Genomic DNA, 24,517 nt, shown 5'->3' on the forward strand with positions numbered 1-24,517 from the left:
CCCCACTTCCGGATCCATCGACCGCCGGCCGCCGCGTCGCCGCGGCAGCCGGCGGGCCGCTTACTTCGATGCGAGCCCCATCTCCTCGCGCACCTTCGACACGTTCTCGCGCGTCGCGAGCATGCCCGTCGTCAGCGTCAGCGGCGGCGGCGCCTTGCCCTGCGTGATCCACGCGTACATCAGGTCCGAGGTTTCCTCGCCGTGGCGCTTCGGGCTGATGATCACGGTGCCGTAGAAGCCCGTCGGCTGCGGCTTCTTGAACTCGTTCAACGCCGAATCGGAACCGCCGATGCCGATGCCGATCATGTTGTCGGCCTTGAAGCCGCGCCCTTCGGCCGCGCGCACCGCGCCGAGCACGGCCTCGTCGTTCAGGCCGTACGCGACCCAGTGCTTGAACTGCGGGTTCTTCGTGAGCGCGATGTTCGCCGCGTTGAACGCGTTCTCGGTATCGGTCTTCGCCTGCGGCGCCGCGATCACGTTCGCCTTCGGGAAGCCGGCGGCCACCAGCGCGTCGGTCGCGCCGCTCGTGCGGTCGTGCGCGGTCGGCAACTGCTCGTAGGTGATGTCGATCGCACCGACGTCCTTCATGTCCCAGCCGCGCTTCTTGATCTCGGCCGCGATGCCGTCGCCGACCTGCTTGCCGATGTTGTATGCGGAAATCCCCATGTGCGGCACCGACTCGATCGGCTTGCCCGCGCCGTCGACGAGGCGGTCGTCGACCGTCATCATCTTCAGGTTGTGCGACTTCGCCTTCGCGACGATGCCCGGCCCGAGCTTCACGTCGGGCGTGCAGATGATGAAGCCCTGCGCCTTCTGCGCGGACAGGTTGTCGATCGCGCTCATCACCTTCTCGCCGGACGGCGCGCCGATCTTCACGAGCGTGAAGCCCTTCTGCTTCGCGGCGATCTCGGCGAATTTCCACTCGTCCTGGAACCACGGCTCTTCCGGCTGCTTCACCAGGAAGCCGATCTTGACCGGGTCGGCCGCGTGCGCGACCGGGCTGCCCATCACCACCGCGGCCGCGGCGGCCAGCGTTACGAACGTTCTGCGTTTCATCTCCAGTGTCTCCTTGTTTTCATCGAACAGGATGCAGCCGCTTGTTGGTTTCGACGCAGCGTGCGCGCGGCCGTCGCACGTGCGGTCTTTCGAATCGTTACGTCAGTCGTGTCAGTCGTGATACAGCGCCGCGCGCCCGCCATCGACGGTGATGCACGCGGCGTTGATGAACGGCGCCTCGTCGGACGCCAGGAACACGGCCGTCATCGCGACCTCCTCCGGTTTCCCGATCCGCTTCATCGGCTGCAGCGCGAGCGTCTCGGCGCGCGCGGCGGCCGGATCGGGCTGCGCGTCCCACCAGTCGCGCGTCAGTTGCGTCTCGATGTAGCCCGGCGCGATCGCGTTCACGCGCACGTTGCGCGCCGCGTATTCGATGCCGAGCGCACGCGTGAGACCGAGCACGCCGTGCTTCGCGACCGGGTATGGAAAGCAGCCCGGAATGATCCTGAATGCATGCGTCGACGCGATGTTCACGATGCTGCCGCGGCCGCGCTCGACCATGCCCTCCAGCGCCGCGCGGCAGCCGTGCCACACGCCGTCGAGATCGACCGCGAAGCAGCGGCGCCAGTCGTCGTCGGTCATCGTCAGCGGATCGGCGAACACGTTGATGCCCGCGTTGTTCACGAGCACGTCGAGCGGGCCGAACGCCGCTTCCGTCCGCGCGAGCGCATCGCGCACCGCCTGTTGCCGCGCGACGTCCGCCTGCAGCGGCAGCACGCGCGCGCCGTCGCATTCGTGTGCGATCGCGGCGGCCGTGTGCTGCGCCTGCGGGAAGTCGAGATCGACGAGCGCGACGGCCGCGCCTTCGCGCACGAACGCACGCGCGATCGCGGCGCCGATGCCGCGGCCCGCGCCCGTCACCATCGCGACCTTGCCCGTGAGGCGGCCCATCATGCGGCTCCGCCGCGCGCCGCGCGCAAGCCGGCCTGGAACGCGCGCGCATTCACCGCGGTCGTATCCGCCGACTGGCCGGGACGGTACAGCGCCGAGCCGAGCCCGAAACCGTTCGCGCCGGCGTCGAGGAACGGCCGCATGTTGTCCGGTGCGATCCCTCCGACCGGAACCAGCGGCACCGCACGGTCGATCACCGCGCGCCACGCCTTCACGACCGTCACGCCGAGCTGCTCGGCCGGGAACATCTTCAGCACGTCGGCGCCGTTCGTCAGCGCCGCGAATGCTTCGGTCGGCGTTGCGACGCCCGGCGCGCTCGCCAGCCCGCGCTCGCGGGCGCGGCGGATCACGGCCGCGTCGCTGTGCGGCATCACGATCAGCGCGCCGCCCGCGTCCTGCACGCGGTCGACGTACTCGGCGCGCAACACCGTGCCCGCGCCGACGATCATGTCGTCGGGCAACGCGCGCCGCAGCGCCGCGATGCTGTCGAACGGCTCCGGCGAGTTCAGCGGCACCTCGACGATCCGGAAGCCGGCTTCGTAGAGCGCGCGGCCGTGGTCGGCCGCTTCCGCGGGCGTGATGCCACGCATGATCGCGATCAGCGGGCACGCATCGAACGCGCGCATCAGGGCGGCGTGGGGCGTGTACGGCGCGGGCAATGTCAGGTCGGACGGCATCGAGGATTCCTCTGCAAGCAGTTCATTGGTCGGCGCAGACGGGCTCGCCGTCCGCGCGCACGAGCCCGGCGCGCGACGCGATCCGCCACAGGCCGCGCTCGGTCGCCTGCGCGGCGACACGCGCATGCGCATGGCCGAATACCTGCAGCGCATCGACGTAGCGCGAACACAGGCCGCCGTCGCCGATCAGCAGCAGCGGCTGGTCCGCGAGCGCGATGCCGCGCTCCGCGAGCATCGCGTCGAGCGCATTGAGCTCATGGCCGATCAGCAGGCCGGACAGGTAGTCGCCCTGCGCATCGGGCGCGAGCCGGTCGGTCAGGCCGAGCGTGCGCGTGCTGAAAATCGTCGCGAGCAGCCCCGTGTGCCGCGCGCCGCGCGCGACCGCCACGCCGCGCACGAACGCGCCACGGTCGGGCGACGCACCCGCGCGCATCGTGCGGCCGAGGATCGTGTGATCGCGCAGCACCGCGAACAGCTCGCCGGTCATGAAGGTCTGGAAGCGTTCGATCAGCCCGTCCTTCACCCACGCCCATTTCGCATGCGTTCCCGGCAAGCCGATCAGTACGCCTGAACGATCGGCGCCAAGCGTGGGATCGCTCGCGAGCGCGCCGACGATCTGCGTTTCTTCGCCGCGCATCACGTCGGGCAAGTCGCCCGTCGCGATCACGCCCGGCACGATCGAGACTGTCGCGCCGCGCGCCGTCGTCACCGTGATGAGGCCCGCGACGAGCGCGTCGGCGCCGGCCGGCACCGCGACGTACGGCGCTTCGCGCCAGCCCTGCGCGCTGCCGACCATCCCGGCGGCGAGCACCGGCAGGCCGGGCGTGCGGTCGAGCCAGTCGCCGCACGCTTCCTCGAACACCGCGTCGAACGCACGCGCGCCGCCACCCGGCACGTGCATCACGCCGGCCGCCCGGCTGCGCGTGTCGATCGGCACACCGTGCGCGTCGTACAGATAGGCGCGCAGCGACGTGGTGCCCCAGTCGAGCGCGATCAGCGACGGGGCGGCGGAACAGGCATCCGGAACGGGCCGGGTCGAAGTCGTCATCGTTTGATCCTGCGGGTACCCTGCGGCGGGCTCCAGCCCAGTTCCGCGGAAATGGCTCGCGCTTCGCGCTGCACGAGCGGAATCAGTTCGTCCATCCGGTCGTGCGGCATGTACGGAATCGTGCTCGCGACCGACACCGCCGCGACGATCGCGCCCGACGCGTCGCGGATCGGCGCGGCCACGCAGCGGATCGACGCCTCGTTTTCCTCGAGGTCGAACGTATAGCCGCCGGCCGCGTAATGGGCCATGCGCTGCAGGAACGCATTCGTCTCGGGCCGGTTGTCGGGCTTGAAGTTGACGCCGGCCAGCGCGCGCCGCGCGGCTTCGAACAGCGAGCGCCACAGCTCGGGATCGAGGTCGAGCATCATCGCCTTGCCGATGCCGGTCGATGCGAGCGGCATCCGGTGGCCGACGCGCGAGCGCATCTCGAGGCCGCGCGTGCCGGGAATCTTGTCGATGTACAGCACGTCGTCGCCGTCGCGCACGCCGAGATGGATCGTATCGAGCGTCGCTTCCGCGAGCGCCTCCAGATGCGGACGCGCCACCGCGGTGAGCGGCATCTGTTCGAGCGCGATCGTGCCGAGCTCGATCAGCTTCGGGCCGAGCAGGTAGCCGCCCTGCACCTGGCGCAGATAGCGCGCCTGCACGAGGCTGCTGACGAGGCGATGCGTCGTGCTGCGCGTCGTGCCGAGCGCGGCGCCGATCGCACGCATGTCGCGCGCGCCGTTCGCGATCGCCTCGAGGATCGCGAGGCCGCGCAGCAGCGTCTGCGTGCCGGCCTGCTGCGCGGCGAGGTCGAGCGGCGTGCTGGTCGCGCCGATGCTGTCGGTCAGCGACGGTTCGGCCGGCATCGCGCGCCGGGCGTCGAGGGCAAGGGAGTCTGGCATCTTGGTCATGGGGCGGGGCTTCTTCAACGGAATCGGTGAAGCCGCTCGCGCGGCGCCGGAACTGCGTCCCGTGCTGCGGCGTGGCGGCGGTCGATGCACCGAGTAAAGCGCCCGGCGAACTTCATGGAAGGTGTCTCCGTGTGCGACGGGCGCCGCGCGATGCGTGGGTCCGAAGCTGTCGATGTGCTTCGGATTGTAGGAGCGCACGCACTCGGCTCCAATATTTGAATGCGTTGTCCAGATAATGAGAATTCAGGCGAGATCGACTCGGGGGCTCGCGCAACCGCCGGGCGATGCGCACGGGGGCGGAACCCGCCGTGCCGCAGGTTCCGCCCCCGTTTGCTCACCGCGTCCCGCGCTTACTGCTGGCTCGTGCCGCGCGCCTGCATGTAGCGCTGTACGTCGGCGAACGACACGCGGCCGCTGCCGCCCGCATCGATCTGCCGGAAGTGGTTCGCGACGTAGCCGAGGCCGGCCGCGCGCGCCTGCGACTCGGTGATCGAACCCGTGTTCTGCGTATCGGCCGCGCTGAACTGCCGCGCGAGCTTGCGCACCACCTGCGCATGCAGTGCGGCGCCGGTCGTCTGCGTGCCGGCGCTCGCGTGGCGCGCGGCCGGCGGCACGTACGGATCGCCGAGCTGCGCCTGGCGCGCACGCGCCGGCGCGACGGCGTCGCTCGCCTGTGCGAACGCGGAAACGGATGTGGCGGCGCCGACGCATGCGAGCGCCGCGGCAACGACGATGAAACGATTCTTCATGTCAGGCTCCAGTCTGGAATGAGGTCGACTGCCGGCGAGCGGCGCCGCCGAGGGCACCTGTCGCCGGCCTCGCGCATCAGTGCGCGGCCGCGTTGTAGAAGGTCACGAGGTCGGCTTTCTCCTGCGGACGCGACGTATCGTCGAGATAGACCATGTGCCCGCCCTGATAGTCCTTGATCGTCAGGTTCGGTTGCGTGCCGAGCCGCGCGAGGTCGAGCTCGGTCTGGTAGAACGGCGTCGCGATGTCGTGATACCCGTTCAGCGACAGCACCTTCAACTGCGGGTTCAGCGTCAGCGCCGCGGCCAGATCGGGGATCGTGTCGGGCATCGCGAGGCCGTCGTGCGTCCAGTCCCACGTGTTGATCGCATTGCTGCTCACCGAGTAGGCCGACTGCGCGGTGTACTTGAGTTCGTTCGGCAGGTAGCTGCCGATCGTGTCGGTGAACGGCTTCGTGATGAACGAGCTGGACGGATCGCCGTCGGCCGCGAGCGGGCTCGACAGGGGCACGTTCACGCGTGCGTCGTAGCGGCCGATCAGCGTGCCCGGAACGAGCGACAACTGGAAGCTGTTGTCGAAGAAGGTCGGGACCACGTTGAAGTCCGCATTCCACAGCGCTTGCTTCACGCCGGTCGAATTCACCATCGTCGTGACCAGGTTCGGCGGCGGCGGCGTGTGGCTCGCGAGGTACGCGTTCACGGCGGGCGCGTAGCTGCCGGCCGTCAGCAGGCGCATCTGGTCCGCATACTGCGGCAGGTTCGACGGGTTCGGGTTGTCGAGCTGGTAGTACGCGCCGACCGTGCCGTACGACGGCACGAAGCCCGCGCAGCTCACCGGGCTCGCGCCGTTGTTCGAGTTGCCGACATAGTCGCTCGCCATGTCGCAGTTGGTGTTGTAGTTCAGGATCGACGACTGCAGCACGATGCCGTCGAGCTTCACGCCGGCCGTCTCGAGCAGGTTCGCGAGCACGTCGGTGCGCGGCGTGCCGTACGATTCGCCGAACAGGTATTTCGGCGAAGCGCCGCGCTGGTTCACGTTCAGGTAGCGCGTCACGAAATCGCGGAATGCGCCGGCGTCCTGGTCGACGCCCCAGAACGTCTGGTTCGTGTTCGGCGCGATCGCCTCCGAAAAGCCGGTGCCGATCGCATCGACGAACACGAGGTCGGTCGTGTCGAGCAGCGTGTCCTGGTTGTCGACGAACGGGAACGTCGACGTGTTCGCGTTCGGGTCGCCGGTCTGGATACGACGCGGGCCGAACGAGCCGAGATGCAGCCACACCGAGGCCGAACCGGGGCCGCCGTTGTACAGGAACGTGACGGGCCGCTTCGCCGCGGGCTGGTTGTCGGCCGTGTAGGCGACGTAGAAGAACGACGCTTCAGGCGCGCCCGTCTGCGGATTGCGCGCGACGAGGTGGCCGGCGGTGGCCGTGTACCGGATCGTCTTGCCGTTCAGCGTGATCTGGTGGTGCGTGACGGCCGCCTTTTCGACCGCGGCGGCCGCGTCGAGCGACGCGTTCGCGCTCGACGAATAACTGTTCGGATCGTTGTACGCGCGGTCGACCTGACCGGCGGGATCGGCTGAATTCGCGGCGCTCGCCGCAGCGGACGACGTCACGTCGTCGTTGCAGGCCGTCAGAATCAGCGAAGAACACACCACCCCCAACAACAGCTTCGCTTTGCTCGCTGGCATCGTTGCGTTCCTTCTCTCGGATGTTTTTCGTGTCGAGCAGCCGGATAAGCCGCCCCCCGCCTCGATTGCGGCCGATGAGCCGAGGCGCCGGCCAATATACGCGAGCCCGCCGGCTTTGAAAAATTTGGAAATATTTGGCGTGCGGCCGGTGCGGCGCACACCTTTCAGGAATGCTTCGATTCGCGAAACGTTGCATTTCACGTCGCTTTCGCCGACTTTCGCGGTGACCGGAAACGACTAAAAAAGCACCCGTTTCGTGCAATGCCGACCAACAAAAGCAGGTAGTCGCCGATATTGCTCAGCAAATCGAAATAGACGGATTCGTCTAAAGGATCCGGCCCGACATGATCGCGACATGAATGCGCTGCGGTGCAGCAACCGTGCGCCAACGGCAGAACGGACAATGCAGCGGCGCGCCGCCGCTTACTCGGATTGCGGCAGCTCGGCCGCCCCCATCCGGCGCGCGATGACCGCCGCACGCTGCGCCTGGTAGGCCGAGCCGCGATGCGCGTCGAACCAGCGCGGCTTCGGCAGCATCACCGCGAGACGCGCCGACTGCCACGCGCCGAGCCGGCTCGCGGGAATCCTGTAGTAATAGCGTGCGGCCGCCTCGGCGCCGTACACGCCGCGGCCCCATTCGACCGAATTCAGGTAGATCTCGAAGATGCGTTCCTTGTCGAGCACCGTTTCGAGCATCCACGTGATGATGAGCTCCTGCCCCTTGCGGATGTAGCTCTTCTCGCGCGACAGGAACAGGTTGCGGGCGAGCTGCTGCGTGATCGTCGAGCCGCCCGCGACGATCCTGCCGCGCGCCTTGTTCTTCTCCCACGCCTGCAGGATCGCGTCGACGTCGTAGCCGTTGTTGGTCGCGAACGTCGAATCCTCGGAGGCGATCAGCGCCCGCTTCAGGTTGCGCGAGATCTGGTCGTACGGCACCCACTGGTGCCGGATCTGCGCGGGCGGCGTGTCGCGCGACAGCCACCACGCGTCGGTGCGCATGAATGCGGTCGAGCCCGGATTCACGAACGACCACAGCGCGATCTGCGCGAGATAGAACAGTTGCGTCGCGAGCCACGCGCCCGCGAACACCGACCCTGCGTAGACGAGCCAGCGAGCGACGCTCACCGTACGCGTGCGCTGCATGCCGCTCACCGCCACCACGTGCCGCTCCGTTCAGCTCGCCGCGAGCGCCTGGCGCAGCGCGGCCAGCACCGGCGCACCGTCCGGCCGCACGCCGCGCCAGATGAAGAACGATTCGGCGGCCTGCTCGACGAGCATCCCGAGCCCGTCGGCCGTGCGCGCGCCGAGCGACGCCGCGTGCTGCATGAACACGGTCGGCTGCGCGCCGTACATCATGTCGTACGCGAGCGTGCCCGTGCCGAACGCGGCCGCGTCGCATTCCGGCAGCGCGGCATCGAGGCTGCCGGCCGTCGCATTGATCACCACGTCGTACGGCTCGGCGCGCACGACGCCGGGGCCGCCGCCCGCGAGCGTGCAGCCCGCATCGTGCGCGGCCTGCATGAACTGGCCGACGAGCGCTTCGGCCTTGCTCGCGGTGCGATTCACGATTTCGATCGACAGCGGCGCGCGGTCGAGCAGCGGCAGCACGACGCCGCGCGCGGCGCCGCCCGCGCCGAGCAGCAGGATGCGCGCACCGGCGAGCGACACGCCGAGATTCGCCTCGATGTCGCGCACGAGGCCGACGCCGTCGGTGTTGTCGCCGTGGAGGCGGCCGTCGGCGTCGATGCGCAGCGTGTTCACCGCACCGGCCGCCGCCGCGCGCGGCGACAGCGTATCGGCGAGCGCATGCGCGTCGAGCTTGAACGGCACCGTCACGTTCGCGCCGCGTCCGCCTTCGGCGACGAACGCGCGCACGGCGGCCTCGAACCCGTCGACCGGCGCGAGCCGGTGCGTGTACTCGATCGGCTCGCCGGTCTGCGCGGCGAACTGCGCGTGGATGAACGGCGACTTGCTGTGCGCCACCGGGTTGCCGAACACGACATAGCGGTCGGCGCCGCTCGTCGACGCAGTTGCGTTCATGATGCGCGCCCCGCTTCGCCGTCGTTGCCGCCCGCGGCCTCGCCGCCCTCTGCCGCCGCATCGCCCGATTCGGCCAGCGCTTCGGCCTCGGCTTGCGCCGACGCGTCTTGCGCGTCGACCAGCGTGTCGTCGCCGCCTTCGGCGTCATCCTCGTCGTCGGCCGCGTCGCCGCTCGTCACGGTCGGCGCGTCGAGCACGTTCAACAGCCGCACCGACGCCTCGATCGTCAGCTCGTCGAGCGACATCACGTCGAGCAGCACGCGCGTGCCGCGCGCATGCACGCCGAGCCCCGGCACGTGCAGCAGCAGCGGGATTTCCTCGAGGCGCACGAGATCACCCTTCACGACGCTCGCGACCACCTGCTTCTTCTGCTCCTGCGCGAGCCAGCGCAGGCACCAGAAGTACTCCATCCGGCGCTGGTAGTCGGCGTAGGCCGTATACGTATCGTCGAAGCCCTGCACGACCGCGTAGAGATCGGCGTCCTTCGGCTTGAACGGCGCGGCGAGCTTCGCGGTGACGCCGTGCTGCACGCACGCGAGCAGCTGCCACTGGTTCACGAGGTCGACGTAGCGGCGCAGCGGCGACGTGCTCCATGCGTATTGCGCGACGCCGAGGCCTTCGTGCGGCGCGGCCGTCGTCTGCATCCGCGTGCGCTTCGGGCCCGGCGCGCCGAAGCCGCGCTGCGACCGGTAGATGCCCGGCACCGTATGGTCGTGCAGGAACGCGCCCCAGGTCGAGTTCGCGAGGATCGCGAGCTCCGACACGATCAGGTCGAGCGGCGAGCCGCGGCGGCGCGGCGTGATCGTCACGTGCTCGCCTTCGACGTAGAAGTTGTAGTCGGTGTTGCGCTGCACCTCGCGCTTCAGCCCGTAGCCCGCGCGCGCGACCTGGCGCTTCTCGAACAGCGCCTGCGCGAGCGGCCACAGCACGGCGATGTCGTCCTTGTGCGGATAGTCGCCGGTGCCGGCCGCGAGCGTCTCTTCGTTGACGAGCTCGTCGAGCGTGTTGTGGCGCAGGTTGCTCTTCACGAACACGAGCTCGGCGCGCGTCTCGTTCGCGACGATCTCCTGCGTCTCGCGGTTGACGATGATGTACAGCGACAGCGCCGGGCGATAGTCGCCCTCTTTCAGCGTGAACACGTCGACGACGTCGTCCGGCAACATCGTGATCTTGTCGCCCGGCATGTAGACGGTCGACAGGCGCGCACGCGCGATCGCGTCGACCGGGTCGCCGCGCACGATGCCGAGCGCCGGCGCCGCGATGTGCACGCCGATTCGCACCCGGCCGTCGGACAGGTGCTCGACCGAAAACGCGTCGTCGATTTCGGTGGTCGTGATGTCGTCGATCGAGAACGCCTCGACGTTCGCGCGCGGCAGGTCGTCCGGCAGCGGGCCGACCGTGACGGGCGGAAAGCCCGTGCCGTGCGGGAAGAATTCCGCGAGAAAGCGCGCTTCGTGCAGCGCACGCGGCGACTCGATGCCGCCGCAGTCGAGCATCAGCCGCGCCGGCGACACGCCGCGCGCGCCGGCCGCCGCTTCCATCGCCTTGTATTCGATCGAATTCTTGTCCGGCCGCGTCAGCAGCCCGAGCACCTTGCCCGCGAACGCTTCCGGCAGCTTGCCGGCCTTCAGTTCCTCTTCATACTGCGCCTGCACGAGCGCCTGCTGGCGCTTGCGCTCGAGCGACGCGAGCGCCATCTTGAGCTGCTCTTCCGGCGCGCGCTGGTACTGGCCGCGCCCCTTGCGGCGAAAATAGACGGGCGAGCCGTGCAGCCGCAGCACCAGCGCGGCGCGCTCGACCGGGCCGTACGTCGCGCCGAAGTATTCGGCGGCCAGCGCCGTGTACGCGAACTCGTCGGCCGGCGCGCATTCCCACAGAAAATCCAGATCGATCTGCTGCGCGGCCGTGTCGGCCTCCTGCATCAGTTCGCTTGCGGCCGGCTTGTCGAATTCGATCAGCACGTCTTTCGCGCGCACCTTCGCGCGCCGCCCGCCGGGCAACTCGACCTGAAATGCGTCGCCCTGGCGCGACAGCACGCTGCCCGCCTTGAAACTGCCCGATTCCTCGAAGAAAACGTTCACTCAGTACTCTCGTTCAGACTGCCGGGCGCCGCGTCGGCGGCGCCGCATGATGTTGGGGATTCGATCGGCACGCGGCCGGTTCAAGTCGTCTTTCCGTCGCAAAACGCGAGAACGTCGTCGACATAGTCGGCAAATTCGCTGATCCCGTGATCGCTGCCGTCGATCACGCGGGTTTTCGCGCCCGGGTAATGGGCGAGCATCTCGCGATAATCGAGCACTTCGTCGCCGGTCGCCGCGAACAGATAGTAGCGGTCGGCGCGCGTGATCGCCGGCACGCGCAGCGCGTCGAGTTCGTGCAGGTGGCGGCGCTCGACGACGATCGTGCCGCCGCCGTGCCACAGCGGCTGCTCGCCCAGATGCTGTTCGAGATCGCGCTGCGGCACGATCGCCGGATTCAGCAGCACGGCTTTCCAGCCATGCTTTTCGGCGAGCCACGTCGCGTAATACCCGCCGAGCGAGCTGCCGATCACGGTCACGTCGCGCGCGCCCGCGACCTCGGCTTCCGCGATCGCGATCGCGTCGAGCGGCGACACCGACAGCGACGGGCACCGCCACTCGCCGGTGCGGCCGAGTTCGGCCATGCGCGCGGCGAGCAGCCGTGACTTCTGCGATTCCGGCGACGACCGGAAGCCGTGCAGATACAGGATCACGTGCGGCTCCCGAGCGCGTCGAGCAGCTTCTGGTGCACGCCGCCGAAACCGCCGTTGCTCATCACGAGCACGTGGTCGCCCGGGCGCGCGGCCTCCACTACCGCCTTCACCAGCACGTGCAGGTCGTCGAATGCGCGCGCACGCTCGCCGAGCGGCGCGAGCGCTTCGGCGAGATTCCAGCCGAGCGCATCGCGCCCGGTCGGCGCGCCGTAGCCGAACACGAGATCGGCGTCGGCGAGGCTCGACGGCAATTGCGACTTCATCACGCCGAGCTTCATCGTGTTCGAGCGCGGCTCCAGCACCGCGAGGATGCGGGCATTCTTGCGGCCGATGCGCGCGCGAAGGCCGGCGATCGTGGTGTCGATCGCGGTCGGATGGTGGGCGAAATCGTCATAGACGGTCACGCCGTCCACGCTGCCGCGCACTTCCATGCGGCGCTTCACGTTGCGGAACGAGGCGAGCGAAACGGCCGCCTGCGCGGGCGGCACGCCGACGTGGCGCGCGGCGGCGATCGCCGCGAGCGCGTTCATCCGGTTGTGGTCGCCCTGCACCTGCCACGCGACTTCGCCGACACGCTCGGCTTGGCGATACACCGCGAAGCGTTCGTCCACCGGCACGCCGTCCTCGGCCGGCAGCGCCCGCCAGCCGCCGTCGACGCCGAAGCGTTCGACCTCGCTCCAGCAGCCGCGCGCCAGCACGCGCTCGAGCGCGTCGGAGCGGCCGTTCGTGACGATCCGCCCGACGCCGGGCACGGTGCGCACCAGATGATGGAATTGCGTCTCGATCGCGGCGAGATCGGGGAAGATGTCGGCGTGATCGAATTCCAGGTTGTTCAGCACCGCGGTGCGCGGCCGGTAGTGCACGAACTTCGAGCGCTTGTCGAAGAATGCCGTGTCGTACTCGTCCGCCTCGATCACGAAGAAGCTCGAATCGGTGAGCCGCGCGGACACGCCGAAGTTCAGCGGCACGCCGCCGATCAGGAAGCCCGGGTTCAGCCCCGCGTCTTCCAGCAGCCACGCGAGCATCGACGACGTGGTCGTCTTGCCGTGCGTGCCCGCCACGGCGAGCACCCACTTGCCGGCCAGCACGTGCTCGCCAAGCCACTGCGGGCCGGACACGTAAGGCAGGCCGCGATCGAGGATCGCCTCCATCAGCGGATTGCCGCGCGTGACGACGTTGCCGATCACGAACAGGTCCGGCTTCAGGTCGATCTGCTCCGCGCCGTAGCCCTCGATCAGCGTGATGCCCTGCGCCTCGAGCTGCGTGCTCATCGGCGGATAGACGCCCGCGTCGCAACCCGTCACCGTGTGGCCCGCCGCGCGTGCGAGTACGGCGAGACCGCCCATGAAGGTGCCGCAGATGCCAAGAATGTGGATGTGCATAGATGAATGCTTTCGCGCCGCCGGGCGCCGTCGATTCGGAAAGGATGCGTGCGCGGCGCGCCGGCGAGGCCGTGCGGCCGGCGCCCGGCCAACGACCTGGCCGCGACACAAAAGAGCACTATTGTAACTGACGGCCTGCGATGCCCGGCGGCCCGAACGATGCGGGCGAACGGCGCCGTCACCCTCGGGCGGCGGGCCGCCGCACCCGTGCTCGGGCGCCGCGACGATCGAGTATGATTGCCGGATCATGTCTCGCAAACCTCTTGTCGACCCGCGGCGCGTCCGCGAGGAAATCGCCCAGTCCGCCGCCCGCCTGATCGCGGAGGACGGGCTGGACTACGCCGGCGCGAAACGCAAGGCCGCGCGCCAGTTGCTGGGCGATTCGCGCGTTGCGGGCGAATGGCTGCCGGATAACGACCAGATCGAGGAAGAACTGCGCGAGTACCTCGCGCTGTTCCAGAGCGACACGCAGCCGGACGAACTGCGCCGCCTGCGCGAGATCGCGCTCGACTGGATGCGCCGGCTCGCCGAGTTCCATCCTTATGTGACGGGCGCCGTGCTGAACGGCACCGCGAACGCGCATTCGGATATCCATTTGCAGGCATTCACCGACAACCCGAAGGACGTCGCGATCTACCTGCTGAACCAGAACGTCCAGTACGACGTGTCCGAGACGCGGCATTTCGCGGGCCGCGGCGACGTCGAGACGCTCAGTTTCCTGTGGCGCCCGCGGCGCGACGTGGACGCGATCGGCATCCATCTCGCGCTGTATGCGAGCGACGACCTGCGCGGCGCGGTGAAGGCCGACGCGCGCGGCCGCGTCGCCCGCGCGGACGCCGCCGCGCTGCGCGCACTCGTCGCGGCAGGCGAGGCCCCTTCCGAACCGGAATGATTCAACGATGATGATGAAACGCATGTTGGCGCTCGCGGTGGTCGCGGCCGCCGCCGTTGCCGGCGGGATCGCCGCCGGCCACTGGTTCCGCGGCACGACGGACGACGGCGTCGCCGTCGCCGCGCCGGCCGCCCACGGCAATCCGGTCGACCAGCTGTGGGCGTCGTCGCTCACCGGCGTCGACGGCAAGCCGGCCACGCTGGCCGCCTTCAAGGGCCAGAAAGTCGTCGTCAATTTCTGGGCGTCGTGGTGCGGCCCGTGCGTCGAGGAAATGCCCGAGCTCGTCGCGCTGTCGCATCAGTACAAGCAGAAAGGCATCCGCTTCGTCGGAATCGGCGTGGATTCCGAGCAGAACGTGAAGAATTTCCTGCAGAAGGTGAAGGTCGATTATCCGGTCTTCGTCAGCGGCTATGCGGGCGCCGATCTGGCCCGCAATTTCGGAAATACCGCCGGCGCGCTGCCGTTTACCGTCGTCATCGACGAAACCGGCAAGATCCGCGAGACAAAATTAGGACAAATCCAGCCGGCCGAGCTGAAAAAGACGCTCGACGCGCTGTAATCTGCGCAAGCGACGGCCTGCGCGTTCGCGGCGATTTGCCGGTCATTCGCCGCAATTTCGCGTGAATTCGCCGATACTTTGCATCCGCACCGGTAATTCTTGCGGGTCCGACGCGTCTGGCCGTTCGGCAAAACTAGACAAATTTCTCTAAATAGCGCTAAAGTTCGCGCAATTCCGCAGAAATAGAAGCGACCATGACACGATTGCTGGTGTTGCACGGCCCCAACCTGAACCTTCTCGGCACCCGGGAACCGGAGGTGTACGGCCGCGTCACGCTCGCGCAGATCGATCAGGCGCTTGCCGCGCGCGCCCAGGAGGCCGGCGCCGAGCTGTCGTCGTTCCAGAGCAACCATGAAGGTGCGCTGGTCGACCGCATCCAGGCCGCGCGGGAGGAACAGACCGACTTCATCCTGATCAATCCGGCCGCGTACACGCATACGAGCGTTGCGATCCGGGACGCGATCGCCGGCGTTGGCATTCCGTTCGTCGAGGTTCACCTGTCGAACGTGCATCGCCGCGAAGCGTTCAGGCACCACTCCTACTTTTCCGACCAGGCCGAAGGCGTGATCTGCGGGCTCGGCTGGAAGGGTTATCTGTACGCGCTCGAGTACGCGCTGGACAAGCTGCAAGGCGCGTCGCGCGGCTGATTTCGCGATCTAGATTCAGCGCCGGCCGCTAACCGGCGCTTTCACGTATTGAAAGGGGAATTCCCGATGGATCTTCGTAAGCTGAAAACTCTGATCGACCTCGTTTCCGAATCCGGCATCTCCGAGCTGGAAGTGACGGAAGGCGAAGGCAAGGTGCGTATCGTCAAGAACGCGCCGCCGGTCTACGTGCAGCCGACGGCTGGGTATGCCCCGCAAGTCAGCGCGCCCGCTCCGTCGGCCGCGCTGCCGACCGAAGGCGCTGCCGCGCCGGCCGCCGGCGCCGCAGCCGCACCGGCCGCTCCGCAGGGCCACGTCGTGACGTCGCCGATGGTCGGCACGTTCTATCGCGCGCCGTCGCCGGGCGCCGACCCGTTCGTGCAGGCCGGCGACACGGTCAAGGAAGGCCAGACGATCTGCATCATCGAAGCGATGAAGCTGCTCAACGAGATCGAGTCGGACAAGGCCGGCGTGATCAAGGAAATCCTCGTCGAGAACGGCCAGGCCGTCGAATACGGCCAGCCGCTTTTCGTGATCGGCTAAGCCCGCCGCGCGGCCCAGCCGGCCGCGCGCCGCCGATGCTCGCCAGGCGCCGTTCGCGCGCCCCTCGAAGAGACGAATACTCGCTATGTTTGAAAAAATCCTCATTGCCAACCGCGGTGAAATCGCGCTGCGCATCCAGCGTGCGTGCCGCGAACTCGGCGTCAAGACGGTGGTCGTCTACTCGGAAGCCGACAAGGAAGCCAAGTACGTGCGCCTCGCGGACGAAGCCGTCTGCATCGGCCCGGCCCCGTCGAACCTGAGCTACCTGAACATGCCGGCGCTGATCAGCGCCGCGGAAGTCACCGATGCCGAGGCGATCCACCCCGGCTACGGCTTCCTGTCGGAGAACGCCGATTTCGCGGAGCGCGTCGAGCAGTCGGGCTTCACGTTCATCGGCCCGCGTCCGGAAACGATCCGCATGATGGGCGACAAGGTCACCGCGAAGCAGACGATGATCAAGACCGGCGTGCCGTGCGTGCCGGGCTCGGAAGGCGCGTTGCCGGACGATCCGAAGGAGATCGTCAAGATTGCGCGCACGATCGGCTATCCGGTCATCATCAAGGCGGCTGGCGGCGGCGGCGGGCGCGGGATGCGCGTCGTGCACACCGAAGCCGCGCTCGTCAACGCGGTCAACATGACCCGCGAGGAAGCCGGCCGTGCGTTCGGCAACCCGCAGGTGTACATGGAGAAGTTCCTCGAGAACCCGCGCCACATCGAGATCCAGGTGCTGTCGGACGCGCACAAGAACGCGATCTGGCTCGGCGAGCGCGACTGCTCGATGCAGCGCCGCCACCAGAAGGTGATCGAGGAAGCGCCGGCGCCCGGCATTCCGCGCCGCCTGATCGACCGCATCGGCGACCGCTGCGCGGACGCGTGCAAGAAGATGGGCTACCTCGGTGCGGGCACGTTCGAATTCCTGTACGAAAACGGCGAGTTCTACTTCATCGAGATGAACACGCGCGTGCAGGTCGAGCATCCGGTATCGGAGCTGATCACGGGCGTCGACATCGTGCAGGAACAGATCCGCATCGCGGCCGGCGAGAAGCTCGCGCTGCGCCAGCGCGACATCCAGTTCCGCGGGCATGCGATCGAATGCCGGATCAACGCCGAAGATCCGTTCAAGTTCACGCCGTCGCCGGGCCGGATCACGTCGTGGCATACACCGGGCGGCCCCGGCGTGCGCGTCGATTCGCACGCGTACAATGGTTATTTCGTCCCGCCGAACTACGATTCGATGATCGGCAAGCTGATCACCTACGGCGCGACGCGCGAACAGGCGATCCGCCGGATGCGCATCGCGCTGTCGGAAATGGTCGTCGAAGGCATCCAGACCAACATCCCGCTGCACCGCGAGCTGATGATCGACTCGAAGTTCGTCGAAGGCGGCACCAGCATCCACTACCTCGAAAACCGGCTCGCGCAGAAGCAGCAGGTCGCACCGGAAGAAGCGTAAGCATGAGTTATCGCGAACTCGTCGTCGAACTGGCCCGCGAGCATGCGGAGGCCCTGTCCGACGCGCTGCTCGATCTCGGCGCGCTGTCGGTGTCCGTCGAGGACGCCGACGCCGACACGCCCGACGAACAGCCGCTCTTCGGCGAGCCGGGCCTCGTGCCCGATCGCACCGCGTGGCAGCATTCGCGCGTGGTCGCGCTGCTGTCGGCCGACCACGAGCCGGCCGTGCTGCTCGCGGCGGCCGCGAACGAGATCGGCATCGCCGAAACGCCGAAGTTCGTCGTGCGCGAAGTCGAGGAGCAGGACTGGGTGCGGCTCACGCAGTCGCAGTTCGAGCCGATCCCGATCGGCGAGCGGATCTGGGTCGTGCCGTCGTGGCACGATGCGCCCGATCCCGATGCGCTCGTCCTCGAGCTCGATCCCGGCCTCGCGTTCGGTACCGGCAGCCACCCCACTACCCGGCTGTGCATGGAATGGCTCGAGCAGTCGGTGAAGCCGGGCCAGTCGGTGCTCGACTACGGCTGCGGCTCGGGCATCCTCGCGATCCTGGCGAAGAAATGCGGGGCGAACCCCGTGATCGGGATCGACATCGATCCGCAGGCGGTCGAATCGGCGCGCCAGAACAGCGAACGCAACCGTGCGGAAGTCACGTACGGGCTGCCCGACGCCTGCCCGGACGGCGAATTCGACATCGTCGTCGCGAACATCCTGTCGAACCCGCTGAAGCTGATGGCGTCGATGCTCGCGTCGAAGGTCAAGCCGGGCGGGCGCATCGCGCTGTCCGGCGTGCTCGCGCGCCAGGCCGACGAAGTGGCGGCCGTCTATGCGCGCTACGTCGACATCTCGGTCTGGCGCGAGCACGAAGGTTGGGTATGCCTCGCCGGAACCCGCCGCGAAAGCCATTAGAATAGCGCTGTCCTTCACTCTGGCCAGCAGGCCGCCCGGCTCGACATGCTTCTTGCGACGCGCTGCCCTCATTGCGAAACCGTCTTCCGGCTGCAGCAGGAACAGCTCTCGCTGCACCAGGGGCTCGTGCGCTGCGGGCATTGCCACGAAGTCTTCAACGCCGCCGAATCGCTCGTTCCCGAGTACGCGCGGCAGCCCGAGCCGGCCTTGACCGAACCGGCTGCCGCGCCGCAGGGCGGCGACGCACGCCAGCAGGCCGCCCCGGCTCGGCTGTTCGCCACCGACGCGCCGCCCGAATTGCCGACCGGCACCGATTACAAGCCGGAAGGCTGGGACATGTGGGCGCCGTGGCTAGACGGCGGCGTCGATCCGTCGCTGCAGCACAGCGCCGAGACCGTGCGCACCGAACCGCTGATACCGCTCGCGCTTCCGTCCACGGAAGCCGGCGTCGTCCATCTGTCGGGTACGCCCGAGCCGTTCGCGTCGTCTCCGGCCGAGCTCGATGCCTCGGCAGCCGTCGAGCAACCGGCCGAACCGCATTCGCCGCAACCGCACGAACCGCAGGAAACCGGGGAAGCCGCGTCGTCGCCCGCGCCCGTCGAGCGCGACCCGCGCGAGCCGCGCTTCGTCGCTCACCTGCCGCCCGAAACGGAAACCGCCGCCGAACCGGTCGAACCCGTCGTGCCCGCGCACTTCGCGGCGCCCGACGACGAACGCGCGCCGCGCGAACCGCGCTTTGCGTTCAGGCCCGCGCCCGCCGTTACCGAAACCGAAACCGCATCGGAACCCGATACCTTCGCCCGGCACGACAAGGCCCCGACGACAGCAGCGGCCGACGAACCGATCATCCAGCCAGACGTCCAGCCGGCCGACCAACCGGCCGTCCAACTGGCCGTCCCGTTCCCCGCCGCACCGACCGATGACGATCGTCCCCAGTTCGCCGTCACGCGCGAGACGCGCGCGCCGCAGCGGCGCGGGATGCTCGGCGGCTTTTTCGGCGGCCTCGTCGCGGCCGCGCTGGTCGCCCTGCTCGCCGCGCAACTGGCGTGGTGGCAGCGCGAAACGCTGATGATCTCCTGGCCCGCCACGCAGGGCTGGTTCCGGCAGGCGTGCGCGCCGCTCGGCTGCACGGTCGCGCCGCCGCGCGCGATCGACGGATTGCGGCTCGACGCGACCGACCTGCGCCAGCTCGACGGCCCGCGCGAGCTCGAACTCAAGGTGCCGCTGACGAACCGCTACCGCGTCGCACTCGCGTACCCGTCGCTCGAACTCACGCTGCTCGACGACACCAACCACGTCACCGTGCGTCGCGTGCTCGCGCCGCGCGACTACGTGCGCCCGGGCACGCCGATCGACGCCGGGCTGCCGCCCGGCACGACGCAGACGATGGTCGTCCGCCTCGAAACGAACGGCACGCCGGCCTCGAATTTCCGCGTCCAGATCTTCTATCCGTGACGCGCCGCGGCGCGCTTGCGCGCCCGTCTCAACCCGCGCGCCCGAGCGGCGCGCTATTTCGGAGCACGAACATGAGCAAAGTTACGCTGGGTGGCAACCCGATCGATCTCGCCGGCACGTTCCCGGCCGTCGGCGCGCAAGCCGCCGATTTCAAGCTGGTCGGCAAGGATCTCGCCGATCTGACGCTCGCCAGCTTCGCCGGCAAGCGCAAGGTGCTGAACATCGTGCCGAGCCTCGACACGCCGACCTGCGCGACGTCCACCCGCAAGTTCAACGAAGCCGCGTCGTCGCTCGACAACACGGTCGTGATCGTCGTGTCCGCCGACCTGCCGTTCGCCGCCACGCGCTTCTGCACGACCGAAGGCCTCGCGAACGTCGTGACGGCGTCGACGTTCCGCACCGGCCGCGCATTCGCGAACGCGTACGGCGTCGACGTGACGAGCGGCCCGCTGAACGGCCTGACCGCGCGTGCGGTGGTGGTGCTCGACGCGCAGGACAAGGTGATCCACGCGGAACTCGTCGGCGAAATCAAGGACGAGCCGAACTACGATGCAGCGCTCGCCGCACTGAAGTAAGCTTTCTTCCGCTTTCCCCTGCCGCGCCGCGCCCTTCGCGCGGCGTTGTCGCGCAGGGCCCCTCATTTCTACAGGAACGCACACCTTGGCTACGCTGATTTGCGGCTCGATCGCCTACGACTCCATCATGACCTTCGAAGGGCGGTTCCGCGAGCACATCCTGCCCGACCAGGTGCACCTCATCAACCTGAGCTTCCTCGTGCCGACGATGCGCCGCGAGTTCGGCGGCTGTGCGGGCAACATCGCGTACGCGCTGCACCTGCTCGGCGGCGATGCGCGCATCATGGCCACGATGGGCGCGTTCGACGCGCAGCCGTATCTCGACCGGTTCGACCAACTCGGCCTGCGCCGCGACCATGTGCGCGTGCTGCCCGATACGTACACCGCGCAGGCGATGATCACGACCGATCTCGACAACAACCAGATCACCGCATTCCACCCGGGCGCGATGATGCAGTCGCACCTGAACCATGCGGGCGACGCGCCGGACATCAAGCTCGCGATCGTCGGCCCGGACGGTTTCGACGGAATGGTGCAGCACGTGGAAGAACTCGCCCGCGCCGGTGTGCCGTTCGTGTTCGATCCGGGCCAGGGCCTGCCGCTGTTCGACGGTGCGACGCTGCGCCGCAGCATTGAACTTGCGACCTATGTAGCGGTCAACGACTACGAGGCCAAGCTGGTGAGCGACAAGACGGGATGGTCCGAAGACGAAATCGCCAGCCGGGTCGACGCTCTCGTCATTACGCGCGGCGAGCACGGCGCGACCATCCGCCACAAGCAGGGCACGGAGCAGATTCCGGTCGTGCCGGCCGAGCGCATCGCCGATCCGACCGGCTGCGGCGACGCTTTCCGGGGCGGCTTGCTGTACGGCATCGAGCACGGTCTCGACTGGGCAACCACGGGCCGCCTCGCGAGCCTGTTGGGCTCGCTCAAGATCGCTCATCAAGGGCCCCAGACTTACGTACTGACGCGCGAGGAAATCGACGCACGCTTCGAGACTGCATTCGGTTACAGTCTCAAATGAATATTGTGGGAGAGCAAAGATGTTGACCAGAAAAACCCTCACGCTCGCGGCCATGCTGACGGCCACGCTGACCCTCGCCGGCTGCTTCACGGCACCCGGTTCGGCGGATGTCTATAGCGTCGGCCAGGCGCAGCGCGAACAAACTGTCCGCATGGGCACGGTCGAAAGCGTCCGCGCGGTGCGCATCCAGTCCGACGGCGGCGGCAGCGCGATCGGCACGCTCGGCGGCGGCGCACTCGGTGCGGTCGCGGGCAGCGCGATCGGCGGCGGCAAAGGTTCGATCCTGACGGCGATCGCCGGCGGCCTCGTCGGTGCAGTCGCCGGCAACGCGGTCGGCGAAAACCTCAGCACGGCGAACGGTGTCGAAATCACCGTGCGTCTCGACAACGGCGACCTGCGCTCGATCACGCAGGCAGCGAGCGGCGAAGCGTTCCGCGCCGGCGAGCGCGTACGCCTGCTGTCGAGCGGCGGCGTCACGCGCGTCACGCACTAACCGATATCCTCAGCACGCGGCGCAAGCCGCGGTCGAACGCATGTGCGAAGCCGCGCATGCGTTTTTTTTCGTCCGCCCGTTTTCGTCCGCGCTCGCGTCGGCCCGCCGATCGATGACCCATACGGACGAATACGGACGAAAAAAATCCCGCCACCTGAGCTGAGCCAGATGGCGGGACTGATTGAGTAGCGCTACTCAACCCACGGACACATGAGTGTCCGGGTGATGCTGCTCAGCCGCGATTACGGACGGCTGCCGGTCGGGAACGGCCATGCGGCTGCCGGGTTGAGCGCGGTCTTCACGCCCGATGCCGGCGCAACCGATGCGGTCGACGCGGTCGTTGCCGGCGCGGCCTTCTTCACGACGGCCTTCTTCGGGGCAGCAGCCTTCTTCGCCGGTGCGGCCGCCGTCTTCGCAGGGGCAGCCTTCTTGGCGGGCGCAGCCTTCTTCGCGGCAGCCTTCTTCGCCGGCGCGGCCTTCTTCGCGGCAGCCTTCTTCGCGGGCGCGGCCTTCTTCGCGGCAGCCTTCTTCGCCGGTGCGGCCTTCTTCGCGGCAACCTTCTTCACCGCGACTTTCTTGGCTGCAACCTTCTTCGCGGCGGCCTTCTTGGCCGGTGCTGCCTTCTTTGCAGCAACCTTCTTCACCGCGACCTTCTTCGCTGCGACTTTCTTGGCTGCAACCTTCTTCGTTGCGACCTTCTTGGCTGCGACCTTCTTTGCAGCGGCCTTCTTAGCCGGTGCTGCCTTCTTCGCGGCAACCTTCTTCACCGCGACCTTCTTCGCAGCAACCTTCTTCACCGCGGCCTTCTTCGCCGGAGCAGCAGCCTTCTTCGCAACGGTCTTCTTTGCAGCAACCTTCTTAGCAGCCGGTTTCTTCTTGGCAGTAGCCATGTTGTTCTCCTTCAGGTTCAGATGAGAGTCAGTTCAAACTACACCCTTCGTCAAAACCCGCTTCCCGCGGACGCTGTTCAGGACGTGCGCTTCGAAGCGGGCTATTCATCGGCGTACGCAGATACCGCGCGCTTACGCTAATGAATACGGTATGGCGCGCGTGACCACCCGGCCTCGCGCGCCAAATCAAGTCGGTAGCCGGCGCACCTCGCGCCGCTACCCCTAATCGCTTGATCAAGCGGACCGCCACACGGCCGTCCGCTTTTTCCGGAGGGAAGTTTGCCCATCCCACTGAAGGGTTCGCAAAGTGCCTGTCGTATCGTTGGGCCGCTAAGGCACCGGGCATGCTTTGCATCAGGCGTTCTTGCTCCTAAACCTTGGGCCGGGGCCGAGAGGCCACCGGCTGCTCCATCATGTAACGGGTTCGCTGCTGCGGGTTATTCCCAGGACAGCGCGCCCCCCGTCTGATACTCGATCACACGCGTCTCGAAGAAGTTGCGTTCCTTCTTCAGGTCGATCATCTCGCTCATCCACGGGAACGGGTTTTCCTCGTTCGGGAACAGCGGGTCGAGGCCGATCTGCTGGCAACGGCGGTTGCTGATGAAGCGCAGATAGCTCTTGAACATCGACGCGTTCAAACCCAGCACGCCGCGCGGCATCGTGTCCTCGGCGTAGCGGTATTCGAGTTCGACAGCCTGCTTGAACAGCTCGCGGATCTCGGCGCGGAATTCGGCGGTCCAGAGATGCGGGTTCTCGAGCTTGATCTGGTTGATCAGGTCGATGCCGAAGTTGCAGTGCATCGACTCGTCGCGCAGGATGTACTGATATTGCTCCGCAGCACCCGTCATCTTGTTCTGGCGGCCGAGTGCGAGGATCTGCGTAAACCCGACATAGAAGAACAGGCCTTCCATGATGCAGGCGAACACGATCAACGACTTCAGCAGCTTCTGATCCGCTTCGAGCGTGCCGGTCTTGAAGGCCGGGTCCGTCAGCGTATGAATGAACGGGATCAGGAATTCGTCCTTCGCGCGGATCGACGTGACCTCGTGGTATGCGTTGAAGATCTCGCCTTCGTCGAGGCCGAGCGATTCGACGATGTATTGGTACGCGTGCGTGTGGATCGCTTCCTCGAACGCCTGGCGCAGCAGGAACTGCCGGCACTCGGGCGCCGTGATGTGGCGGTACGTGCCGAGCACGATGTTGTTCGCCGCGAGCGAATCGGCCGTCACGAAGAAGCCGAGGTTGCGCTTCACGATGCGGCGCTCGTCCTCGGTCAGACCGTTCGGGTCCTTCCACAGTGCGATGTCGCGGGACATGTTGATTTCCTGCGGCATCCAGTGGTTCGCGCAACCGGCCAGATACTTTTCCCACGCCCACTTGTACTTGAACGGCACCAGCTGATTGACGTCAGTCTGGCCGTTGATGATGCGCTTGTCGGCGACATTGACCCGCGCTTCCGTACCGCCGGCGGGAACAGCCGATGCTTGCGGCGGCACCGCAAGATCGCCTTCGAAAATGTCACGGACCTGATGGGCGGCAGGCGTTGCAGCCTGCATTCCGACAGCCATCCCGGCGGAGGTGCGCATCGCGTTTTGCTGCGCTCCGCTCGCGGGGGTTACGGCAGTCTTCTCGTCATCCCAGTTGAGCATAAATTCTCACCATCAATTTAGAACGGTTTGTACCATCTTTTCCTGAGCGATAAAAGGGTTCGCTCACGAAAAATCCTTTTTTCGATTCGCGTTGCGACCTCGATACAACACTTTGAGCAACGCATCGTCATTCATGCAGCGCGCGACGTGAGTCGCGCTTGTATCGCGAGGTGCGCTCGACGCGTCGAACGCTGATCGAAACGCGACGTCGTCGGGGCTGTTTCGATCGCTTGTCACTGCCTGCAACGCAGGTGTCGCGTTACAGATTCCTTATCATT

25 protein-coding genes are annotated in these 24,517 nt (G+C 67.5%); 10 read left to right on the plus strand and 15 right to left on the minus strand.

Annotation, left to right across the window (positions count from 1 at the left end; genetic code table 11):
• Nucleotides 1-60: 60 nt before the first annotated feature.
• From C5F75_RS16100 to mpl, 12 genes are all read right to left on the minus strand, one after another.
• Nucleotides 61-1,056: an arabinose ABC transporter substrate-binding protein gene (locus tag C5F75_RS16100; protein WP_059580965.1), complete on the minus strand. Its 996-nt coding sequence runs from the start codon at nt 1,054-1,056 to the stop codon at nt 61-63.
• Nucleotides 1,057-1,167: 111 nt separating this feature from the next.
• Entirely contained in the window at nt 1,168-1,947 is a 780-nt protein-coding gene (locus C5F75_RS16105) for an SDR family oxidoreductase (protein ID WP_059581198.1), read from the minus strand.
• A complete protein-coding gene (locus C5F75_RS16110) occupies nt 1,947-2,624 on the minus strand; it encodes a 2-dehydro-3-deoxy-6-phosphogalactonate aldolase (protein WP_059580963.1) in 678 nt (225 codons plus the stop codon). Before C5F75_RS16110 ends, C5F75_RS16105 begins: the two co-directional genes overlap by 1 nt.
• A 22-nt stretch (nt 2,625-2,646) precedes the next feature.
• Nucleotides 2,647-3,672, minus strand: a complete 1,026-nt coding sequence (locus C5F75_RS16115; protein ID WP_059580960.1) for a 2-dehydro-3-deoxygalactonokinase — start codon at nt 3,670-3,672, stop codon at nt 2,647-2,649.
• Nucleotides 3,669-4,568 carry an IclR family transcriptional regulator gene (locus C5F75_RS16120; RefSeq protein ID WP_059580957.1) on the minus strand — a complete coding sequence of 300 codons (900 nt, stop codon included), beginning with the start codon at nt 4,566-4,568 and terminating at the stop codon, nt 3,669-3,671. Before C5F75_RS16120 ends, C5F75_RS16115 begins: the two co-directional genes overlap by 4 nt.
• A 350-nt stretch (nt 4,569-4,918) precedes the next feature.
• Nucleotides 4,919-5,317, minus strand: a complete 399-nt coding sequence (locus C5F75_RS16130) for an EF-hand domain-containing protein (RefSeq protein ID WP_059580955.1) — start codon at nt 5,315-5,317, stop codon at nt 4,919-4,921.
• Between the two features lie 76 nt (nt 5,318-5,393).
• Nucleotides 5,394-7,004 (minus strand): S10 family peptidase, encoded by a 1,611-nt coding sequence (locus tag C5F75_RS16135; protein WP_059580953.1) that lies wholly within the window; start codon nt 7,002-7,004, stop codon nt 5,394-5,396.
• A gap of 423 nt (nt 7,005-7,427) precedes the next feature.
• The gene (gene mtgA, locus C5F75_RS16140; RefSeq protein ID WP_059580951.1) at nt 7,428-8,165 is read right to left on the minus strand and encodes a monofunctional biosynthetic peptidoglycan transglycosylase; all 738 of its coding nucleotides are present in this window, start codon (nt 8,163-8,165) and stop codon (nt 7,428-7,430) included.
• Nucleotides 8,166-8,177: 12 nt separating this feature from the next.
• Nucleotides 8,178-9,044, minus strand: a complete 867-nt coding sequence (aroE, locus tag C5F75_RS16145; protein ID WP_059580948.1) for a shikimate dehydrogenase — start codon at nt 9,042-9,044, stop codon at nt 8,178-8,180.
• Entirely contained in the window at nt 9,041-11,125 is a 2,085-nt protein-coding gene (locus C5F75_RS16150; RefSeq protein WP_059580946.1) for an RNB domain-containing ribonuclease, read from the minus strand. The genes aroE and C5F75_RS16150 overlap by 4 nt, the downstream gene beginning before the upstream one ends.
• A gap of 80 nt (nt 11,126-11,205) precedes the next feature.
• A complete protein-coding gene (locus C5F75_RS16155; RefSeq protein ID WP_059580943.1) occupies nt 11,206-11,775 on the minus strand; it encodes a YqiA/YcfP family alpha/beta fold hydrolase in 570 nt (189 codons plus the stop codon).
• The gene (gene mpl / locus C5F75_RS16160) at nt 11,772-13,157 is read right to left on the minus strand and encodes a UDP-N-acetylmuramate:L-alanyl-gamma-D-glutamyl-meso-diaminopimelate ligase (protein ID WP_059580941.1); all 1,386 of its coding nucleotides are present in this window, start codon (nt 13,155-13,157) and stop codon (nt 11,772-11,774) included. Before mpl ends, C5F75_RS16155 begins: the two co-directional genes overlap by 4 nt.
• A 247-nt stretch (nt 13,158-13,404) precedes the next feature.
• On the opposite strand from mpl, the gene C5F75_RS16165 reads away from it, so the two are divergent.
• From C5F75_RS16165 to C5F75_RS16210, 10 genes are all read left to right on the plus strand, one after another.
• Entirely contained in the window at nt 13,405-14,049 is a 645-nt protein-coding gene (locus C5F75_RS16165; protein ID WP_059580939.1) for a hypothetical protein, read from the plus strand.
• 7 nt (nt 14,050-14,056) lie between these two features.
• The gene (locus C5F75_RS16170) at nt 14,057-14,608 is read left to right on the plus strand and encodes a TlpA family protein disulfide reductase (RefSeq protein WP_059580937.1); all 552 of its coding nucleotides are present in this window, start codon (nt 14,057-14,059) and stop codon (nt 14,606-14,608) included.
• A 194-nt stretch (nt 14,609-14,802) separates the two neighbouring features.
• On the plus strand, nt 14,803-15,255 hold the full coding sequence (aroQ, locus tag C5F75_RS16175; RefSeq protein WP_040143361.1) for a type II 3-dehydroquinate dehydratase: 453 nt from the start codon (nt 14,803-14,805) through the stop codon (nt 15,253-15,255).
• Between the two features lie 66 nt (nt 15,256-15,321).
• Nucleotides 15,322-15,795: an acetyl-CoA carboxylase biotin carboxyl carrier protein gene (accB, locus tag C5F75_RS16180; RefSeq protein ID WP_059580933.1), complete on the plus strand. Its 474-nt coding sequence runs from the start codon at nt 15,322-15,324 to the stop codon at nt 15,793-15,795.
• Between the two features lie 85 nt (nt 15,796-15,880).
• A complete protein-coding gene (gene accC, locus C5F75_RS16185) occupies nt 15,881-17,248 on the plus strand; it encodes an acetyl-CoA carboxylase biotin carboxylase subunit (RefSeq protein WP_059580930.1) in 1,368 nt (455 codons plus the stop codon).
• 2 nt (nt 17,249-17,250) lie between these two features.
• Nucleotides 17,251-18,153 carry a 50S ribosomal protein L11 methyltransferase gene (prmA, locus tag C5F75_RS16190; RefSeq protein ID WP_034186386.1) on the plus strand — a complete coding sequence of 301 codons (903 nt, stop codon included), beginning with the start codon at nt 17,251-17,253 and terminating at the stop codon, nt 18,151-18,153.
• A gap of 45 nt (nt 18,154-18,198) precedes the next feature.
• Nucleotides 18,199-19,608, plus strand: coding sequence for a DUF3426 domain-containing protein (locus C5F75_RS16195; RefSeq protein ID WP_104012449.1), 1,410 nt, complete (start codon nt 18,199-18,201; stop codon nt 19,606-19,608).
• Nucleotides 19,609-19,679: 71 nt separating this feature from the next.
• Complete coding sequence (tpx, locus tag C5F75_RS16200; RefSeq protein WP_050013872.1) at nt 19,680-20,183, plus strand: thiol peroxidase; 504 nt, start codon at nt 19,680-19,682, stop codon at nt 20,181-20,183.
• A gap of 85 nt (nt 20,184-20,268) precedes the next feature.
• Nucleotides 20,269-21,207, plus strand: coding sequence for a carbohydrate kinase family protein (locus C5F75_RS16205; RefSeq protein WP_059580925.1), 939 nt, complete (start codon nt 20,269-20,271; stop codon nt 21,205-21,207).
• A 19-nt stretch (nt 21,208-21,226) separates the two neighbouring features.
• A complete protein-coding gene (locus tag C5F75_RS16210; protein ID WP_059580922.1) occupies nt 21,227-21,700 on the plus strand; it encodes an outer membrane lipoprotein in 474 nt (157 codons plus the stop codon).
• 242 nt (nt 21,701-21,942) lie between these two features.
• Here the strand turns inward: C5F75_RS16210 and C5F75_RS16215 are convergent, their stop codons facing one another.
• The 3 genes from C5F75_RS16215 to C5F75_RS16225 form a co-directional block, all read right to left on the minus strand.
• The gene (locus C5F75_RS16215) at nt 21,943-22,590 is read right to left on the minus strand and encodes a histone H1-like DNA-binding protein (protein WP_081059044.1); all 648 of its coding nucleotides are present in this window, start codon (nt 22,588-22,590) and stop codon (nt 21,943-21,945) included.
• Between the two features lie 28 nt (nt 22,591-22,618).
• A complete protein-coding gene (locus C5F75_RS16220; RefSeq protein ID WP_081059043.1) occupies nt 22,619-22,945 on the minus strand; it encodes a hypothetical protein in 327 nt (108 codons plus the stop codon).
• A gap of 82 nt (nt 22,946-23,027) precedes the next feature.
• Nucleotides 23,028-24,239 (minus strand): ribonucleotide-diphosphate reductase subunit beta, encoded by a 1,212-nt coding sequence (locus C5F75_RS16225; protein WP_006476978.1) that lies wholly within the window; start codon nt 24,237-24,239, stop codon nt 23,028-23,030.
• Between the last annotated feature and the right edge of the window lie 278 nt (nt 24,240-24,517).

This window comes from Burkholderia anthinoferrum (assembly GCF_002925705.1).
GTDB lineage: Bacteria > Pseudomonadota > Gammaproteobacteria > Burkholderiales > Burkholderiaceae > Burkholderia > Burkholderia semiarida.

Bases quoted from the DNA above. Each gene is read 5' to 3' on its own strand.
- C5F75_RS16100 (WP_059580965.1), bottom strand. From the start codon at position 1,056: ATGAAACGCAGAACGTTCGTAACGCTGGCCGCCGCGGCCGCGGTGGTG.
- C5F75_RS16105 (WP_059581198.1), bottom strand. From the start codon at position 1,947: ATGGGCCGCCTCACGGGCAAGGTCGCGATGGTGACGGGCGCGGGCCGC.
- C5F75_RS16110 (WP_059580963.1), bottom strand. From the start codon at position 2,624: ATGCCGTCCGACCTGACATTGCCCGCGCCGTACACGCCCCACGCCGCC.
- C5F75_RS16115 (WP_059580960.1), bottom strand. From the start codon at position 3,672: ATGACGACTTCGACCCGGCCCGTTCCGGATGCCTGTTCCGCCGCCCCG.
- C5F75_RS16120 (WP_059580957.1), bottom strand. From the start codon at position 4,568: ATGACCAAGATGCCAGACTCCCTTGCCCTCGACGCCCGGCGCGCGATG.
- C5F75_RS16130 (WP_059580955.1), bottom strand. From the start codon at position 5,317: ATGAAGAATCGTTTCATCGTCGTTGCCGCGGCGCTCGCATGCGTCGGC.
- C5F75_RS16135 (WP_059580953.1), bottom strand. From the start codon at position 7,004: ATGCCAGCGAGCAAAGCGAAGCTGTTGTTGGGGGTGGTGTGTTCTTCG.
- aroE (WP_059580948.1), bottom strand. From the start codon at position 9,044: ATGAACGCAACTGCGTCGACGAGCGGCGCCGACCGCTATGTCGTGTTC.
- mpl (WP_059580941.1), bottom strand. From the start codon at position 13,157: ATGCACATCCACATTCTTGGCATCTGCGGCACCTTCATGGGCGGTCTC.
- C5F75_RS16165 (WP_059580939.1), top strand. From the start codon at position 13,405: ATGTCTCGCAAACCTCTTGTCGACCCGCGGCGCGTCCGCGAGGAAATC.
- C5F75_RS16170 (WP_059580937.1), top strand. From the start codon at position 14,057: ATGATGATGAAACGCATGTTGGCGCTCGCGGTGGTCGCGGCCGCCGCC.
- aroQ (WP_040143361.1), top strand. From the start codon at position 14,803: ATGACACGATTGCTGGTGTTGCACGGCCCCAACCTGAACCTTCTCGGC.
- accB (WP_059580933.1), top strand. From the start codon at position 15,322: ATGGATCTTCGTAAGCTGAAAACTCTGATCGACCTCGTTTCCGAATCC.
- accC (WP_059580930.1), top strand. From the start codon at position 15,881: ATGTTTGAAAAAATCCTCATTGCCAACCGCGGTGAAATCGCGCTGCGC.
- prmA (WP_034186386.1), top strand. From the start codon at position 17,251: ATGAGTTATCGCGAACTCGTCGTCGAACTGGCCCGCGAGCATGCGGAG.
- C5F75_RS16195 (WP_104012449.1), top strand. From the start codon at position 18,199: ATGCTTCTTGCGACGCGCTGCCCTCATTGCGAAACCGTCTTCCGGCTG.
- tpx (WP_050013872.1), top strand. From the start codon at position 19,680: ATGAGCAAAGTTACGCTGGGTGGCAACCCGATCGATCTCGCCGGCACG.
- C5F75_RS16210 (WP_059580922.1), top strand. From the start codon at position 21,227: ATGTTGACCAGAAAAACCCTCACGCTCGCGGCCATGCTGACGGCCACG.
- C5F75_RS16215 (WP_081059044.1), bottom strand. From the start codon at position 22,590: ATGGCTACTGCCAAGAAGAAACCGGCTGCTAAGAAGGTTGCTGCAAAG.
- C5F75_RS16220 (WP_081059043.1), bottom strand. From the start codon at position 22,945: ATGCAAAGCATGCCCGGTGCCTTAGCGGCCCAACGATACGACAGGCAC.
- C5F75_RS16225 (WP_006476978.1), bottom strand. From the start codon at position 24,239: ATGCTCAACTGGGATGACGAGAAGACTGCCGTAACCCCCGCGAGCGGA.